The following is a 14984-nucleotide window of genomic DNA, read 5'->3' on the forward strand; positions in this document are numbered from 1 at the left end:
AAGGAGCGAGACAAGCTTGCTTATCCCGCTCATAATATGAATAATAAAATTAACTGGAACTTATCAGATTTTTATAACTCAGTTTCCGACCCCAAAATAGAAAAAGATAAAAAAGAAATTTTATTCCTCACAGAAAATTTCAATAAAATCTATAAAAATAAAATAAATTCTCCAAAAATTACTTCAACCCTTTTTCTGAAATCGCTTTTAGATTATCAAAATATAATTGAAAAAACTGCGATTATAGAAATTTATGCATCGCTTATCTTTTCCACAGATTCCATAAGTAATATTTCCAAAAACTTATATCAATCATCCAGCGAATTTGGAACACAGATAAATGCGAATATTCTTTGGTATCAGCTGGAAATTATTAATTTAGACGATAAATTATTCAAAAAATTACTTAACGACAAGAAAATTAAAAACTTTACTCATTTTTTAACTACATTACGAATAATGAAACCTTTTACTCTTTCAGAAAACGAGGAAAAAATAATGACTCAAAAATCTCAAACTTCTTCTCAAGCTTTTGTCAGGCTTTATGACCAAACACAGTCAACTGAGAAATTTGAGTTAAAAATAAAAGACAAAAATAAAACACTAACCATTTCTGAAATCCAATCGATAATGTCAAACAATCCTGACAGAAAACTACGGGAAAATGCCACAATTTCCTATTCAAAAACATTTTCCAAAAATTCTAACCTTTACTCATTTATTCTAAACACTCTAATTCTCGACAAAAAAATTTCCGATGAAATACGCGGTTTTAAATATCCTCAAGAAGCAACATTTATTAGTTATGAAGTAAACCAAAAAATTGTCGAGAACATGTCGAAAGCAATTTTGGAAAGGCAAAAACTAGTCGAAAAATACTATCTCTTAAAAAAGAAACTGCTTAAATTATCACAGCTTTACGAATGGGACAGATATTCAAATATTTACAATATAGATGAAAAAACTTATTCATGGGACGAAGCAAAAGAAATAATTTTATCTTCTTTTAAAAATTTCGATGAAGAATTTTACCAGATTGCAAAAATGTTTTTTGAAAAAAACTGGATCGATGCTGAAGTTAAAAATGGAAAAAGAGGAGGAGCATTCTGCATGTATGCAACTCCTTCCAAACATCCATTGGTTTTTGTAAATTTCACAGGTAAATTAAACGATATAACAACATTAGCCCACGAACTAGGTCATGCAATACACGCTTATTTATCTAAAAATAACAATTATCTTGAATTTAATCCCTCAACAGCAACTGCAGAAATTGCAAGCACTTTTGCAGAAAGCTTAGTATTTGAAAAAATATTCAACGATCTAAAAGAGCAAAAATTAAAAGTAAATTTACTTGCAGCTAAAATCCAAAACGGATTCGCGACTGTTTTTCGCCAAAACGATTTCTATATTTTTGAAAACGAACTTCACAAATTAAGGCGCGAAAAAGGAGAACTAACAATAGACGAAATCGGAAATCTTTACCAAAAAACTTTACAAAAGTCTTTTGGTAAAGGTCTGACTTTATCCGATTATCACGAAAATTTATGGATGCCAATTCTTCACTTTTATCATTATAATTTTTATGTATTTACCTATTGTTTTGGCGATTTGTTAGCGTTATCTTTATTTAATTTATACAAAATAGGCAAGAAAGATTTTGTAAAAAATTATAAAAAAGCTTTATCACAAGGCGGCTCTCAAGACCCTAAAAACATTCTTAAAATAATTGGGTTGAATATTGAAGATAAAGACTTTTGGAAAAATGGTTTGAATCTAATTGAAAAAGAAGTCAATGATTTAATAAAATTAATAAATTAATATGGAAACGGCAGTTTTTGGTGGAGGATGTTTTTGGTGTACGGAAGCTCTTTTCAAAAATCTAAAAGGAGTAATTTCGGTAATTCCAGGATATTCTGGAGGAGATGTAAAAAATCCAAGTTACGAAGAAGTCTCTTCAGGAAAAACGGGTCATGTTGAAAGCGCTAAAATAGAATTTGATCCAAAAATTATTTCTTACGAAGACCTGCTTTATGTTTTTATGAAAACTCACGATCCAACACAAGAAGACGGTCAAGGAGCAGACATTGGGCCACAATATCAATCAACAATTTTTTATCTGGACAACATACAAAAAGACGAATCCGAAAAAATTATAAACAAACTTCAAACAGATTACGACAAAAAAATTGCAACGAAACTTATACAATATAAAAACTTTTATAAAGCAGAAGATTATCATAAAAATTATTACGAAAATCACAAAAATGCAGCCTACTGCAAATTAGTCATCGATCCAAAAATCGTAAAGCTGCGTCAAAATTTTGCTGACATGTTAAAATAGGCCGATGCCTCTTTAGTTCAACGGCAGAACGGCGGTATCGTAAACCGCGAATGTCAGTTCAATTCTGACAGGAGGCTCAGTTAATATGAGAACATACAAATCAAGACTTTCAGAAGTAGAAAACAAAAACGCAATCAAAAGCACATTAATATATGGTGGTCTAACTTTACTCATAATTGTCTGGCTGATCGCATTTGGAATTCCGCTTTTCTCAAAATTTCTTAATATTGTAAATAAACCGGGGTCAGCACCTGTAGTGACAAGCAAACAAACAGTTCTCCCTCCAAATCTTTCTTCTCTTCCGCAATTTACAAATATTAAAACCGCAACAGTATCAGGCACAGCTATGGCTAATGCAACTGTCAAAATTTTTACCAACAACTCTTCAACTGAAACCCAGACAGATCAAAATGGAAATTTTTCAACCTACGTAAACTTAACAAATGGTCAAAACACAATCTACGCTCAAACTGTTGATTCAAACGGAAACACAAGCAGCAACACATCCCCTGTTACAATAACTTATACAAATCAGGTTCCAAATCTAACAATAAGTAGTCCTCAAAACAATCAGACTTTCTACGGAAGCACACAACAAAACATAAGCATTCAGGGTTCTACAGATCCAAATAATACAATTACGATAAACGACCACATAGCAATTCTTGACGGAGGTGGAAATTTTAATTATCCGTTTGTTTTACAAAACGGTCAAAATACCATAAAAGTTATTTCAACCGACCAAGCAGGAAACACAAAAGAAATTGACTTAACTGTTACTTTCAACCCTTAACTTCTTTTCTTGTAACCCCAATTAAAATCGCCATCCAGCCGAGAACAAAATTATAAAAAAAAGTTTCTGTAAACATTCCATGAATAAAAATCGCAATCAAACTTGCCAACAGCCCAAAGCCAAAGGCGTCAAACTTTGTATTTACAATTATTTTGTAAATCATTTGTAAAAAAATTACAAATCCAATAACTCCTGTTGTTGCAATTATAAATAAGATACTATTATCAAAACCGCTGCATGAATGAATATTTGTATTATTCAAAGTCGCAATACAAATATTATCAAAGCCAATACCAAAAACAGGAGATTTTTTGATTACTTTAAACGCTGTTTTAGAATTTTGAAATTTATCAACGACAGTATATGTTCTTGCCAAATTCACTCCCTCGCCTCCAGGCCTTGGCAATAAAGGAATAAATATTAAAAAAAGTGCCAGGAAAATTAATATCACTTTCTTTCTGAATTTATAGAATAAAAACAACACAGCAAAAAAGAGCGCCAAATAACTTGATCGGGAATATGTAAACAAAACTGTAATCAACAAAAAGACATTTAGTAAATAATTTAATCCAGTTTTCTTTTTAACAGTTTTAATTAAAACTAAAATTTCTGTCAATACTAATAAGATTCCAGTAAACGCCGGGTCCAAAAATGTCGAAACCAGTCTAAAATAATGGTCATCCCACCCCAACGTTTTTAAAGCGCGAAGGTCCGGAAAAATTAAATATTGTATCCATCCAAAGATGGCAATAAAAATTCCAACAGTTATTAAAGAGTTAATAATTAATTTTCGCTTTCTTTCTACTTTTCCAAATTGCAGGTTAACAATTTGAGACAAATAAAAATAAGAAATTAATCTAATTAGATAAAATAAACCATTCAAGATTTGAGGCAAATTAAAAAATGATAAAGAAAAAATTAAAGAAAAAATACAAATTAAAACAAAGTTATTAATTCTGTAATTCCTGTGTTTTATAAATCCAAAAACAGAAATTATTAAAACAAGCAAATCTTGAGTCTGTCCTAATAATTTTCCAAATGGAAATAAAATTAAATAAATAAAAATTAATAAATCCATTCTTTACTCCATGCTAAAAAACTATGAAAACTCATTAGTGTTGCATTTATAAATCCTGGTATTCCATCTAAAAATCCCAGTTTCAAAAAATAGTTATCTACAAATTTTAAAAATGGATATAAAACAATTTTAAACATATTTGATTTTTTATTCTCTTTTTCATTTTCCTGGGCATGTAAAGTAGAATAATCATTTAATTTATTCACAAACTCAAATAAATTTTGCTTTTTATCATGAATTAGATAACTTCCAAGTTCCTGAGTCTGTCCTTTTATGTTCCAATATTCGTGAACTTTTCGTTTCCATTTTCCTGAATCTTTTTTTGCAAGTCTAAGAAGTTTTACATTTCCAGTTTCTCCAAATTTTAATTCTCTATCTAAAAAAATATCTCTTCGTTTTATATAAAATCCGTTTATGTTTTCTTGACTGATTTTCAATAAAATTTCTGCTTTAAGAGTATTTGATACGATTTCATCGGCGTCAACAAATAAAATCCATTCACAGGAAGCTTTTGTAAGTCCATAATTTCTTTGTGCAGCAAAATTATAGTTTAGATGTCTTTTGTAAATTTTAGTGGTAAAATTTTTTGCAATTTTTGCTGTATTATCAGCCGAATAATCATCAATAATTATTATTTCATCACAAAAATTCAAATTCTTAAGACAATTCTCAATATTACCTTCTTCATTTTTGGCAATCACCACCGCAGATATCATAGAAGTTTTTTAAAATAAAAATAGGCAACAGGAAGACCAGCAATAGAACCAACTAATGCAGATATTGCCGCACCACTGATGCCATACATTTTTGTTAACGGAAAAATGAAAATCCCCAAAAAGATCCAGGAAATTAAAGTAATATTTGTAATAAATTGTTGCTTTTTTAAAGCCAAAAATACAGGATAGAATAAATTTGTTAAAGCTCTCGTTGTCCCAAAAAGAGCTAATATCCTTAGTACTGGAATTGCAGCCAGCCATTTTTCTCCAAGCAAAATTCTAACCAAAGGATCAGAAAAGAAAAACATTATTAATGCAAACGGCGTAATCATTACAAAAACAGACCAGAAACTCCTCCAAAAAGCTCTCTTAATTCTTTTTTTATCATGAAATGACAAGCTTTGCTTATCTTCTCTCATCTGCACATAAATTGGGAATGTAATTTTCCCAAGTTGTTGGGCAATTGCATTCTCAGGCAAACTGGAAAGGATATAAGAATTTTGATAGATTCCAAGCGAAAAAACATTAAGAAGACGGCCAACTACAACATCGTCAGTATGTTCAAAAAGATAATCAAAAATTTGTGCAAGTGTCACCCATTTTCCTTGGGCTACAATTTTTTTAAAATGTAAATTATTAAAATTTAATTTTGGTTTTTCCTCAACAAAAATAAATGTAATTATCACTTCAATCAAAACTCCAAAAAGCATTCCAAATATAAAAGCAAAAATACTACGTGTTATAAATGCAAGTAATATTATTGAAATATCTTCAATTGCGGAAACAATAAATCTGTAAGTTGCATCTTGTCTGAATTTCAAATCTTTCTGCAAAGATGCAATAGCAGGATTTATAAACCCACGAAGTATTGGAACCAAACTAAACGCTAAAATAAAAACCCAATTATTTGTTATCTTAAAAAAGGCCGCAATCGGATAAGAAAAAAGTGCAAGCAAAAGCGCAATTGTAATTCCTCTCATTATTGAAACTGCCCAAGCTGTATCAAGATATGTTTTAATTGGTTCACTTTCTTGAACTAAAAAAATATTTATTCCGGTTTCTGTAATAAGCTCCAAAATTCCAAGTACTAAAACGCCTACACCAAAAACTCCAAATTCGACTGGACCAAAGACAAAATGAGACAAAAGTATTATTTTAATCAAGCTAATACCCATTGCAATTGCGTTTAAAACTGCAGCCCAAGAAAAACCTTTAATTATTTGTTTTGTATATCCCATTTAAAAAACCAAGCATTATTGCAAAATCGCTTGATACTTGAATTATAATTCCCCAAAGCCCTGCTTTCCAGTAACTATAAAATAAATACACTATAAATAACGGACAAATAAGTATAAAAATAAAATATCTCAAAAAAATAGTTAATACTTTTATGTTATGTTTCGTTAATTTGCCTGACTGCACATCTCCTCTTGCATAATAAAAAAACTTTTTACAAGCATCTTTTAAATTATCGGCTACTTCCCAAAAAACAATTGCCTTTTTGACTCTTACAATTTTAAAATTATTTTTTAAAATCTTCTGATTAAAGTCAGTATCTTCTCCAGCTTTATCAAATTTTTCATCAAATCCTTTAACGCTTTCCCAAATATTTTTACGAAAAGCAATCGATCTCGTTGATGGTAAAAAATTATCATCAAAATTTTTCGGCAATACTCCTAAATATTTTTTTAAAGATTGCTGAAATTTAGATTTTCCTGTCATTTTATAAAATCCGGCAACAACGCTAGTACTCTTATTTTTAAAAGGTTCTGTAATATTTTTTAGCCAATTTTTATCACAAACACATCCAGCATCAGTCATTGCAATAACTTCTTTTTTAGAATTCTTAACAGCCAAATTTCTTCCTTTTGAAATACTCGCACTTGTATAAACAATTAACTTTAAATTTTTTAATTTATTTTTATAACTATTAATAATACTAATGGTTTCATCAGTGCTTCCTCCGTCAACTAAAATAATTTCATCCGGTTTTCTTGTTTGTAAAATTATTGAATCAAGAAGTTTTTTTATACTTTTCTCTTCATTAAATGTCGTAATGCAAAGTGAGACTTTTAAGACTGCCATAATTGCAAATATTTTCCAGCAAGATTTTGATATGTATTTTCTTTTGCATATCTATAAGCGCCGTCCGTGTCTTTATTTTCTATAAATTTATATATTGGCGACATTTTCCAATAATCTTCTTTGAGTTTTGTGTCCCAAAAAACTTTTACTTTTGCTTTATAAACAAAAGCTTCAAGACAAGCAAGATAGCCTCCAGGAACAATATATTCACTTTTTTGCAAAAACTTTATTGGGTCAGTAAATCCATAAATTTTTCCATATTTTTTGCACTTTTCTTTTAATTCTCCATCTCCAACAAAATTTACTTTAATATTTCTGTTAGTTTTTAAATATTTTAAAAAATTCAAAATTCCAGTATCTTTTGAGAGTCTGCCAATAAAAGTAATTTCGTGCATTTTTTTAAAATTCCTTTCTGGAATATTAGCTGCTCCATAAATAAGTAAATTACATTTACACCCGATATATTTCTCTAAAAATTTTCCAACTCCAATGGAGCCTTTTGCAAATTTCACTGCAAGTTTTTTCTGCCAGATAGCGCTTGGAGAAAAAGGATTACTCCATTCAAGTCCGTGAATTGTTACAAAAAATTTTTTATCAGGATATAAAAATTTAAAAGGCAAATACCAGATAAAAACATCATGTATATGAATAATATTGGCTTCAAAAATCATCTTACGATTGTCAAAAATAAACTTCCAGATATAAATTAGTCCAATATATCTTTGTTTAGGATATTTAAAACGAATAATTTTAATACGTTGATAAATTTCTTCGTCTTTAAGTTTATCGTCAAACTTTTCAGTAATAATAGTTACTTCATGTTTTTGCTTAATTAAAATTTTAGAAAGCTCGAGTACATGTTTTTCAACTCCACCAATATGAGGATAAAAATAGTGAGAAAAGAAAATAATTTTCATTTTTTTTGTGCAACAATATAATAATTAGAAGCACCAAAAATAGGTATTGTTAAATTATCAAAAAAGGTAACAATGTCGGAAAAAGGTCCTCTTATATATCTAATAAATTTTCCGGCAGTGGAATTAGTAAAAAGAAAGTTTCTAAGTATACCTTCAGTTTCGACAAATTTTATTATTTTAAATCCATTATTTTCGAATAGTTTTTTAAATTCTTTGGCAGAATATCTCCTCAGATGACCAACCCTATTGTCAAAGTTTTTTAGCATTCCCAACCTGTATAAAGGAGCTGTGATTGAAGGTGAGGATGCGATTACAATACTTTCATTACCACACATCGAATAAATCTTATTAACTGCAATCTTGTCATTAGGAATATGCTCTAAAACCTCTGAAATTAAAACACCATCAAATTTTCCTTTAATTACTGACCCAGGGAAACTGGTAATCGAATATGATATATTTTCTCCAAATCCAAATTTGGAGGAATTTTTAACAGCAGCGTCAATAGCCTTCTCAGAAATATCAACACCTTTTATTTTTATGTTTGGATAATTGCTTACTATATAAAAATCGATTGTTCCCACTCCACATCCAATATCTAAAATTTCAGACTTTTTTGCAAAGAATTCATTCACCAACAAAATAGTGTTCCTATATGTAAAGTTATTAGAACTTATAATTCTTTTCTGCAACTTAACACCAGAGTGATATTTTTCATGAATGTTCTTTCTATTCATAGAATATAGTTTATAAGCACTTGACAAACAAACTCAAGTTTTATTTACTTAATTAATGTGAATAAGTTTAAGCTAAAATTCATCTTAACCTCAATAACCCTTATATCACTTCTATTTCTATCCCCAAAAAATATCTTCGCAATAAGTTTCAGCGACGATTTTGAAAATCAAAACTACAGTAATTGGACCATAATTAATGGTAATTGGTCCGTTCAAAACATACAAAACAGCTATCGCTTTGGAGGTACAGTTACAACTCAAAATACCGGAATTGAAGCTGAAACAGGAGATTTTAGTTGGTCAAATTATAAATTCTCTGTAGACCTTTTACCATTACAAGGAACAGACAGAAATATTCTCTTCAGAATAACAAACCAAAGAGTCAATCTCTTTAATTTAAACTTACCAGTTTCTTATGGAATACATATGTACTCAAACCATATTTGGTTACAAAAATTCACGAGCAGTGGATACGTAGAACCCGTCAACAATGATACAACATTGCCACTAGGAGTAGTCAGCAAAATTACCGTAACAGCGAATGGAAATCATATACAAGTATTTATTAATAATACCTCATCTGCAGTTTTAGATTGGACAGACACAAACAACCCCATATTATCAGGGAAAATTGGTTTATTAATTACAACTGGAGCCAATGCACCTTCCGAAGACTGGTTTGATAACATAACAGTCTCTGACCTCCCTTCAAATCCATTACCATCTCTAAATGTTCCAGACATTAAACAATTTACTTCTCCCTGGGGAACAAAAGTTTACGACACAGCCAAAAGCTGGTCGCCATTTGATCCAACAATCAAATCTTGGGGCTGTGCTTTAACATCAGCGGATATGGTTTTGCAATATTATGGTTTTAATATAAACCCAGAAGACTTAAATACTTGGCTTAATTCCCAAACCGATGGCTACATTTATCCTGGTTTATTAAATTGGCTTGCAATTTCTCGTTACTCAAAAACTCACGCAAACAATAATCAACCATCACTGGAATTCTTAAGAAAGGGAAATACAAATCAAAATTTAACTGACGAACTGACAAATAATCGTCCTGCAATCCTTGAAGAACCGGGCCATTTTATAGTTGCAAAGTCGCTAACCTCAAATAGCTTTGGTATAAACGACCCAGCATATAATAATCATCCAGATTTAACTTCTTATGGTAATACTTTTGAATCCCTTGAAACTTACACCCCAAGCCACACAAATTTGAGTTATATAATGTTAACAATCGATCCAAACTTTAATATTAAAGTTTTTGATACAAATAATAATGAAATAACGGGCGACACATTTATTCAAAATCCTCTAATTAACGATACAAATAATTCCTCATTAAGTGGAAATCCACTAAAAATATTCATGTTTCCAAAACCAATAAACGGAAATTACAAAATTGAAGTTTCAGGAAACGGAATTTATGAATTAGATTCTTATCTTTATGATGCAAATGGAAATGTAAATTTAAATAAAATAAACGGAATTTTAGGAAACAATGAAACAGATAATTACCAAATCACAATCGGCCAGAAAAATTCCACAAATGAAAACTTAACAATAAATTCAATTATTCAGGATTTGTTTGATGCAAAAAATCAAAACAAAATAAAATCTCAATATGTTTATGATGAAACTCTACTTCTATTAAATACTGCAAACAAGGCGTTAAGTTTTAATCAAACACTCGCTGCCAAAAATACCTTAAATGCTGCAATTCAGTTTCTTAAATCTCAAACTCCAAAAGGAATAGACAATCAAACTTCCCAAATTCTCCAGTCAGAAATTCAAAATTTAATCCAAACAATTTAATAAGGATCAGTATGCCATCGCATAACACTAAGACTCGAAAGAGTACTTTCAACTAAAGGTTCTTTTCCTTTTTTATTATTCTTTGTTATTACTATTAGATTTCTCATACTTTGGATGCGTTTGCAAATTCTTTATTTTTTCTACTATTTACCTCAGTCATAATTTCTGTTTCTGAAGGCCATATTTGCAATCCTTCTTTTGTTTCTGAATCAGTAATATTGGTCAACAATTCATTTAAATCATCACCTCTAATATGTGTAAACATAGGATTGTTTTTCTTCTTGTCATCAAAGTTTGCAGGACTAATAAAATGCCACTTTCCCAATACATCTTCAAAGACCAAACCAGAATGCGATCTCCAATTTCCCTTTTTAAATGAATCATTATTGTCAGCTCTTGCTTCGATTAGAAATAACGTTTTAAATAAATTTGAATATCTATCAACCAAAAACATTGCAGCAAATTCAGAATTAATAAAACAATTCTGTTCTGTAGATCTTTTTGCCAAAACTCCTAAATTCTTATTTCCAAAAAAAGTATAATTATTTGTTGCATCTTTTATAGAAATTGCCAGAGAAAATGTAATGGCATCTGCTACCGCACTTTCTATATCTGAAACTTTAGAAAATATTTCTGTAATAAATATATTATAATATACTTATGCCAACAAACGCAGATTGGAAGAAAAAATTAACAGCAAAACAATATGCTGTAACTTGCGAAGGTTCTACCGAGCCACCGTTTACAGGTGAATATTTATATAATCATGAAACTGGAATGTACAATTGTGTTCGCTGCGGCAATCCTTTATTTTCATCCAAAACAAAATTTGATTCAGGAAGCGGTTGGCCAAGTTTTTGGGACACGGCCAAAAAAGAAGGCAGTGTTATAGAAAAAAATGATGATTCTCTTGGAATGCATAGAGTAGAAGTAGTTTGTGCAAATTGTTGCGCTCATTTGGGCCATGTTTTTGAAGACGGCCCGCAAGATCAAACAGGTTTAAGGTATTGTATCAACTCTGCGGCTTTAAGTTTTCAAAAGAAGTAACCAAAGAATCTCTAAAGCCTCTGAGTAACTCAATTCTATGTTGATGTATATATCTATCTATTTCTGATTCTGTTTCTTCACTTTCAGCATCCGGACCATCATAAGCTATCCATAATAATTCTTTAAGATTACGAAACTCTTGAGAGACAACACATGCATAATCCTCCAACAATCCATTAAAATTATCTGTTTCCAAATATATAGAGTCGTTATCAACAAACTCACCATCAGGAGCAATTTTTATCACTTTTTGTTGATTAATATCACCTCCACAAGCTTGCCTAAACCTAGGAGTTAAACTTTGAATAAAACCAGACAAATTACCCTGGACCACAACAACTTCAGGTAGAACTTTGCTTAAAGTACTATTTTCTAAAGGTATAGGTAAACCACTAATATGATTTATTAAATTAGCTACAACAATTTTATTCCTTATCAATAAGATTTCTTCTTTTAATGTTTCTGCACTTTCTGGAGAAGCTGTTTTTTCCACCATTTTCAGAATAATACATCAATTTATATCAAAAATAAAGTGGTCGTGGCTGGGCTCGAACCAGCGACCTTTGCAATGTGAATGCAATGCTCTAACCAACTGAGCTACACGACCTCTTATTAAATTCATATTTTAGCATTTTTAAGATTTTATTAAAATTCTTGATTTTGATTTTATTTTTTCTTAAAGTATTTCTTGCGCCTATGAAAAAAATAAAGCTTGGTCTTTCTTATGACGATGTGCTTTTAATCCCTACATATTCAGAAATTGAATCACGGTCTGACGTAGATCTTACTACTAAAATTTCTCCGCATGTAACTCTATCACTTCCTCTTATCAGTATTAATATGACTGATGTCACCGGAGTTGAAATGGCAATTGCTCTTGGAAAATTAGGAGGTTTAGGATTTTTACCAAGATTTTTTAGCCCTGACGAACAATCAGACATGGTTTCAAAGGTTAAAAAAGCAAATGTGCAAGTTGGCGCAGCTCTTGGAATAAAAGAAGGATATCTGGAAAGAGCTGAAAAATTAGCAAAGGCAGGAGTTGATATTCTTACAATCGATGTTGCTCATGGCCATATGCAAAAAACTCTTGAAGTCACTAAAGATTTAAAAAATAAATTTGGCAAAGATATCGACATCATTTCTGGCGTAATTGGAACATACGAAGGTGCAGCTGATCTATTTAAAGCTGGCGCTGACTCTGCCAGAGTTGGAGTCGGCCCAGGGACAATCTGCATTACAAGAATTCAAACAGGAGTTGGAGTTCCTCAAATTACTGGAGTAATTGAGGCATCACGTGCGGCAAGAAAATTTGGAAAAACTATTCTTTGTGATGGCGGAACAAAAAATTCTGGAGACGTTGTAAAAGGTCTTGCAGCTGGAGCATCGGCAGTTGTCATTGGAAGTCAGTTTGCAGGAACTGAAGAAGCGCCAGGAGAATTTGTTAATTAATAACGGAATAAAATACAAATCATATAATGCATCAACTAGTCTTGCCGAAAAACAAAAACACGTTAAAAATTTAAAAGATCTCGGAAAAAATTATACAAAACATATCGAAGGTGTTGAAAGTTTAGTGCAATATAAAGGCCCAATGGCAGATTTAGTTGAAAAGATGTCTGCAAATATCAGATCTGGATTTAGTTATTGTGGAGCAAGGAATATAAATCAACTTTGGGAAAATGCCCAATTTATTCGCGTTAGTCCGCACGGCGCAAAAGAAAACGGACATCATGATGTAATTGTAAACGCCTAGTTTTTCCTGCATAATAAGCTATATGCTTTTATCACGACTCAAATCCTTCTTTTTAGATATTATCCAAGTGGTAATTTTTGCCGTTTCCATTTTCCTTTTTGTATATCTTTTAATTTTGCAGCCTCATAAAATAAATGGAGAATCCATGGAAACTAATTTCCACGACGGAGAATATATCTTAACAGAAAAAGTAACTTATGATTTCAACAAACCGCAACGAGGAGACGTAATTGTTTTCAAAGCTCCGCCAGATGGCCATGATGAATATATAAAAAGAATCATTGGTCTTCCTGGCGAGACTGTAAAAGTTCAAGGTTGCCATGTTTATGTAAACGATAAGTTATTGGATGAGGGAGCTTATTTATCAAGCGATGTCTGTACAAATCCGGGAACTTTTGCAACTGAAGGTCTTGAAATCCAAATTCCTGCAAATAATTATTTTGTACTAGGAGACAATCGCCAGCATTCTCTCGATGGAAGATATTTTGGTTTAATAAGCCAGGATAAATTTACAGGACGTGCATGGATTGTTTATTGGCCAATTAAAAACGCAGAGGTCGTAAAAAGGCAGACTTACTCATTATAAATTAAGCAGCTTTCAAAGAATTATAAATCTTTTGGAGTCTATTTTCGGTTTCTTCCAAACTTCCCTTAAGTAAAAATGTAACTTTAGTCTGGCTTCTTGAGCGAACAAGTTTTACAGAAGTTGATTTTGGATCATCGCCGTTTGTGAGCCCCTTTTGCATTTCATCCTGCATTCGATCAATATCTTCACTAATAATTCTCATATCTGCAATTCTAGACTTTGGTTTTGGAGCCTGTCCTGTTTTTGCTTTCATACGTCTCGCAAGCTCTTCTGCTCTTCGCACAGATCCGCTTTCGCGTAAAATTATTTTATAAGCTTCAATCATTAATCCAGAATCATCAATTGCGCTTAATGCTCTTGCATGTCCTTCAGAAATAAGTCCTGAAAGAAGCCCGTCTTTAAGTGCATCAGGAAGTTGTAAAAGTCTCATTGAATTACTTACATAAGCAACAGATTTTCCAATTCGGACTGCAACTTCGCTAGTTGTAAGCGCAAATTCATTCATTAATCTTTCAAATCCTTTAGCGCGGTCCAGCGCATTAAGATCAACTCTTTGCACATTTTCCACAATTGCCATTTCAAGCATTCCCTTTGGCGAAGTTTCACGAATAATCGCTGGAACATGTGTAAGCCCGGCAAGTTTGCTTGCTCTCCATCGCCTCTCACCTGCAATTATTTGAAATCCTGCTGGGGTTTTAGCAACAACCAAAGGTTCAAGAACTCCATGTTCTTTTATAGAATCAACCAAATCAACTAAAGATTCTGGTGTTATAACTCCGCGAGGCTGTAAAGGATTGCTTTGAAGCTCTTCTACTGCAATTTGTACAATTTGATCAGCCATTTATTGAAATGAATTTTTTACCTAATTTTGTCCCAAAATTCACAGTTCCTTCAAAAATAGAAAATACAGTGAAATCTCGTCCGTATTTGGTGCCGGATCCTGCATGAACTTTGCTTCCGTGCTGGCGTACCAAAACTGATCCAGCTTTTACTTTTTGTCCATGAGAAACTTTGACGCCAAGCCTTTTTCCTGCTGGCGATGTATGTTGTCTTGTTTTCCCTGCTGCTTTATGATGTGACATATTTAATTAACTATAAGAA

Annotated in this window: 18 protein-coding genes and 2 tRNA genes; 9 read left to right on the top strand and 11 right to left on the bottom strand. The window is 31.5% G+C overall.

Annotated features, from left to right (window positions below; genetic code table 11):
* Positions 1 to 36: 36 nt before the first annotated feature.
* The 4 genes from VG895_02600 to VG895_02615 all read left to right on the top strand — a co-directional run bounded on the left by VG895_02600 (position 37) and on the right by VG895_02615 (position 3137).
* Positions 37 to 1821: a M3 family oligoendopeptidase gene (locus VG895_02600; GenBank protein ID HWA51915.1), complete on the top strand. Its 1785-nt coding sequence runs from the start codon at positions 37 to 39 to the stop codon at positions 1819 to 1821.
* A gap of 1 nt (position 1822) precedes the next feature.
* Positions 1823 to 2344, top strand: a complete 522-nt coding sequence (gene msrA, locus VG895_02605) for a peptide-methionine (S)-S-oxide reductase MsrA (GenBank protein ID HWA51916.1) — start codon at positions 1823 to 1825, stop codon at positions 2342 to 2344.
* A gap of 6 nt (positions 2345 to 2350) precedes the next feature.
* Positions 2351 to 2421 (top strand) — tRNA-Thr (locus VG895_02610).
* A gap of 8 nt (positions 2422 to 2429) precedes the next feature.
* The gene (locus tag VG895_02615; protein HWA51917.1) at positions 2430 to 3137 is read left to right on the top strand and encodes a hypothetical protein; all 708 of its coding nucleotides are present in this window, start codon (positions 2430 to 2432) and stop codon (positions 3135 to 3137) included.
* On the opposite strand, the gene VG895_02620 is transcribed toward VG895_02615, so the two are convergent.
* From VG895_02620 to VG895_02645, 6 genes are read right to left on the bottom strand one after another with little or no spacing between them, the layout of a single operon-like run.
* The gene (locus VG895_02620; protein HWA51918.1) at positions 3127 to 4215 is read right to left on the bottom strand and encodes an O-antigen ligase family protein; all 1089 of its coding nucleotides are present in this window, start codon (positions 4213 to 4215) and stop codon (positions 3127 to 3129) included. The genes VG895_02615 and VG895_02620 overlap by 11 nt on opposite strands.
* Positions 4203 to 4931: a glycosyltransferase family 2 protein gene (locus VG895_02625; GenBank protein ID HWA51919.1), complete on the bottom strand. Its 729-nt coding sequence runs from the start codon at positions 4929 to 4931 to the stop codon at positions 4203 to 4205. The genes VG895_02620 and VG895_02625 overlap by 13 nt, the downstream gene beginning before the upstream one ends.
* Positions 4928 to 6169: an oligosaccharide flippase family protein gene (locus VG895_02630; GenBank protein ID HWA51920.1), complete on the bottom strand. Its 1242-nt coding sequence runs from the start codon at positions 6167 to 6169 to the stop codon at positions 4928 to 4930. The genes VG895_02625 and VG895_02630 overlap by 4 nt, the downstream gene beginning before the upstream one ends.
* Positions 6144 to 7016 (bottom strand): glycosyltransferase, encoded by an 873-nt coding sequence (locus VG895_02635; GenBank protein HWA51921.1) that lies wholly within the window; start codon positions 7014 to 7016, stop codon positions 6144 to 6146. Before VG895_02635 ends, VG895_02630 begins: the two co-directional genes overlap by 26 nt.
* Entirely contained in the window at positions 7004 to 7933 is a 930-nt protein-coding gene (locus tag VG895_02640; GenBank protein ID HWA51922.1) for a glycosyltransferase family 4 protein, read from the bottom strand. The genes VG895_02635 and VG895_02640 overlap by 13 nt, the downstream gene beginning before the upstream one ends.
* Complete coding sequence (locus tag VG895_02645) at positions 7930 to 8670, bottom strand: class I SAM-dependent methyltransferase (protein ID HWA51923.1); 741 nt, start codon at positions 8668 to 8670, stop codon at positions 7930 to 7932. The genes VG895_02640 and VG895_02645 overlap by 4 nt, the downstream gene beginning before the upstream one ends.
* A 57-nt stretch (positions 8671 to 8727) precedes the next feature.
* On the opposite strand from VG895_02645, the gene VG895_02650 reads away from it, so the two are divergent.
* Positions 8728 to 10497, top strand: coding sequence for a C39 family peptidase (locus tag VG895_02650; protein ID HWA51924.1), 1770 nt, complete (start codon positions 8728 to 8730; stop codon positions 10495 to 10497).
* Between the two features lie 103 nt (positions 10498 to 10600).
* Here VG895_02650 and VG895_02655 read toward each other — a convergent pair whose 3' ends face one another.
* Entirely contained in the window at positions 10601 to 11005 is a 405-nt protein-coding gene (locus VG895_02655; protein ID HWA51925.1) for a hypothetical protein, read from the bottom strand.
* A gap of 152 nt (positions 11006 to 11157) precedes the next feature.
* On the opposite strand from VG895_02655, the gene msrB reads away from it, so the two are divergent.
* Entirely contained in the window at positions 11158 to 11544 is a 387-nt protein-coding gene (msrB, locus tag VG895_02660) for a peptide-methionine (R)-S-oxide reductase MsrB (GenBank protein ID HWA51926.1), read from the top strand.
* On the opposite strand, the gene VG895_02665 is transcribed toward msrB, so the two are convergent.
* Positions 11510 to 12040 carry a hypothetical protein gene (locus VG895_02665; GenBank protein HWA51927.1) on the bottom strand — a complete coding sequence of 177 codons (531 nt, stop codon included), beginning with the start codon at positions 12038 to 12040 and terminating at the stop codon, positions 11510 to 11512. The two genes, msrB and VG895_02665, sit on opposite strands and share 35 nt — an antisense overlap.
* Before the next feature lie 37 nt (positions 12041 to 12077).
* Positions 12078 to 12151 (bottom strand) — tRNA-Val (locus tag VG895_02670).
* An 89-nt stretch (positions 12152 to 12240) separates the two neighbouring features.
* Here VG895_02670 and VG895_02675 point away from each other — a divergent pair.
* Genes VG895_02675 through lepB form a run of 3 tightly spaced genes read left to right on the top strand, consistent with a single transcriptional unit; the run spans position 12241 to position 13883 of the window.
* Positions 12241 to 12993: a guanosine monophosphate reductase gene (locus VG895_02675; protein ID HWA51928.1), complete on the top strand. Its 753-nt coding sequence runs from the start codon at positions 12241 to 12243 to the stop codon at positions 12991 to 12993.
* Positions 12983 to 13297, top strand: coding sequence for an IMP dehydrogenase (locus tag VG895_02680; protein HWA51929.1), 315 nt, complete (start codon positions 12983 to 12985; stop codon positions 13295 to 13297). Before VG895_02675 ends, VG895_02680 begins: the two co-directional genes overlap by 11 nt.
* A 22-nt stretch (positions 13298 to 13319) precedes the next feature.
* Positions 13320 to 13883, top strand: a complete 564-nt coding sequence (lepB, locus tag VG895_02685) for a signal peptidase I (protein ID HWA51930.1) — start codon at positions 13320 to 13322, stop codon at positions 13881 to 13883.
* A gap of 1 nt (position 13884) precedes the next feature.
* Here the strand turns inward: lepB and VG895_02690 are convergent, their stop codons facing one another.
* Together VG895_02690 and VG895_02695 are read right to left on the bottom strand one after the other, a co-directional pair.
* A complete protein-coding gene (locus tag VG895_02690) occupies positions 13885 to 14724 on the bottom strand; it encodes a ParB/RepB/Spo0J family partition protein (GenBank protein ID HWA51931.1) in 840 nt (279 codons plus the stop codon).
* Positions 14717 to 14965 carry a 50S ribosomal protein L27 gene (locus VG895_02695; protein HWA51932.1) on the bottom strand — a complete coding sequence of 83 codons (249 nt, stop codon included), beginning with the start codon at positions 14963 to 14965 and terminating at the stop codon, positions 14717 to 14719. The genes VG895_02690 and VG895_02695 overlap by 8 nt, the downstream gene beginning before the upstream one ends.
* Between the last annotated feature and the right edge of the window lie 19 nt (positions 14966 to 14984).

It is taken from the genome of Patescibacteria group bacterium (assembly GCA_035549555.1).
In the GTDB taxonomy this organism is placed as follows: Bacteria; Patescibacteriota; Microgenomatia; order UBA8517; family UBA8517; genus Co84-156.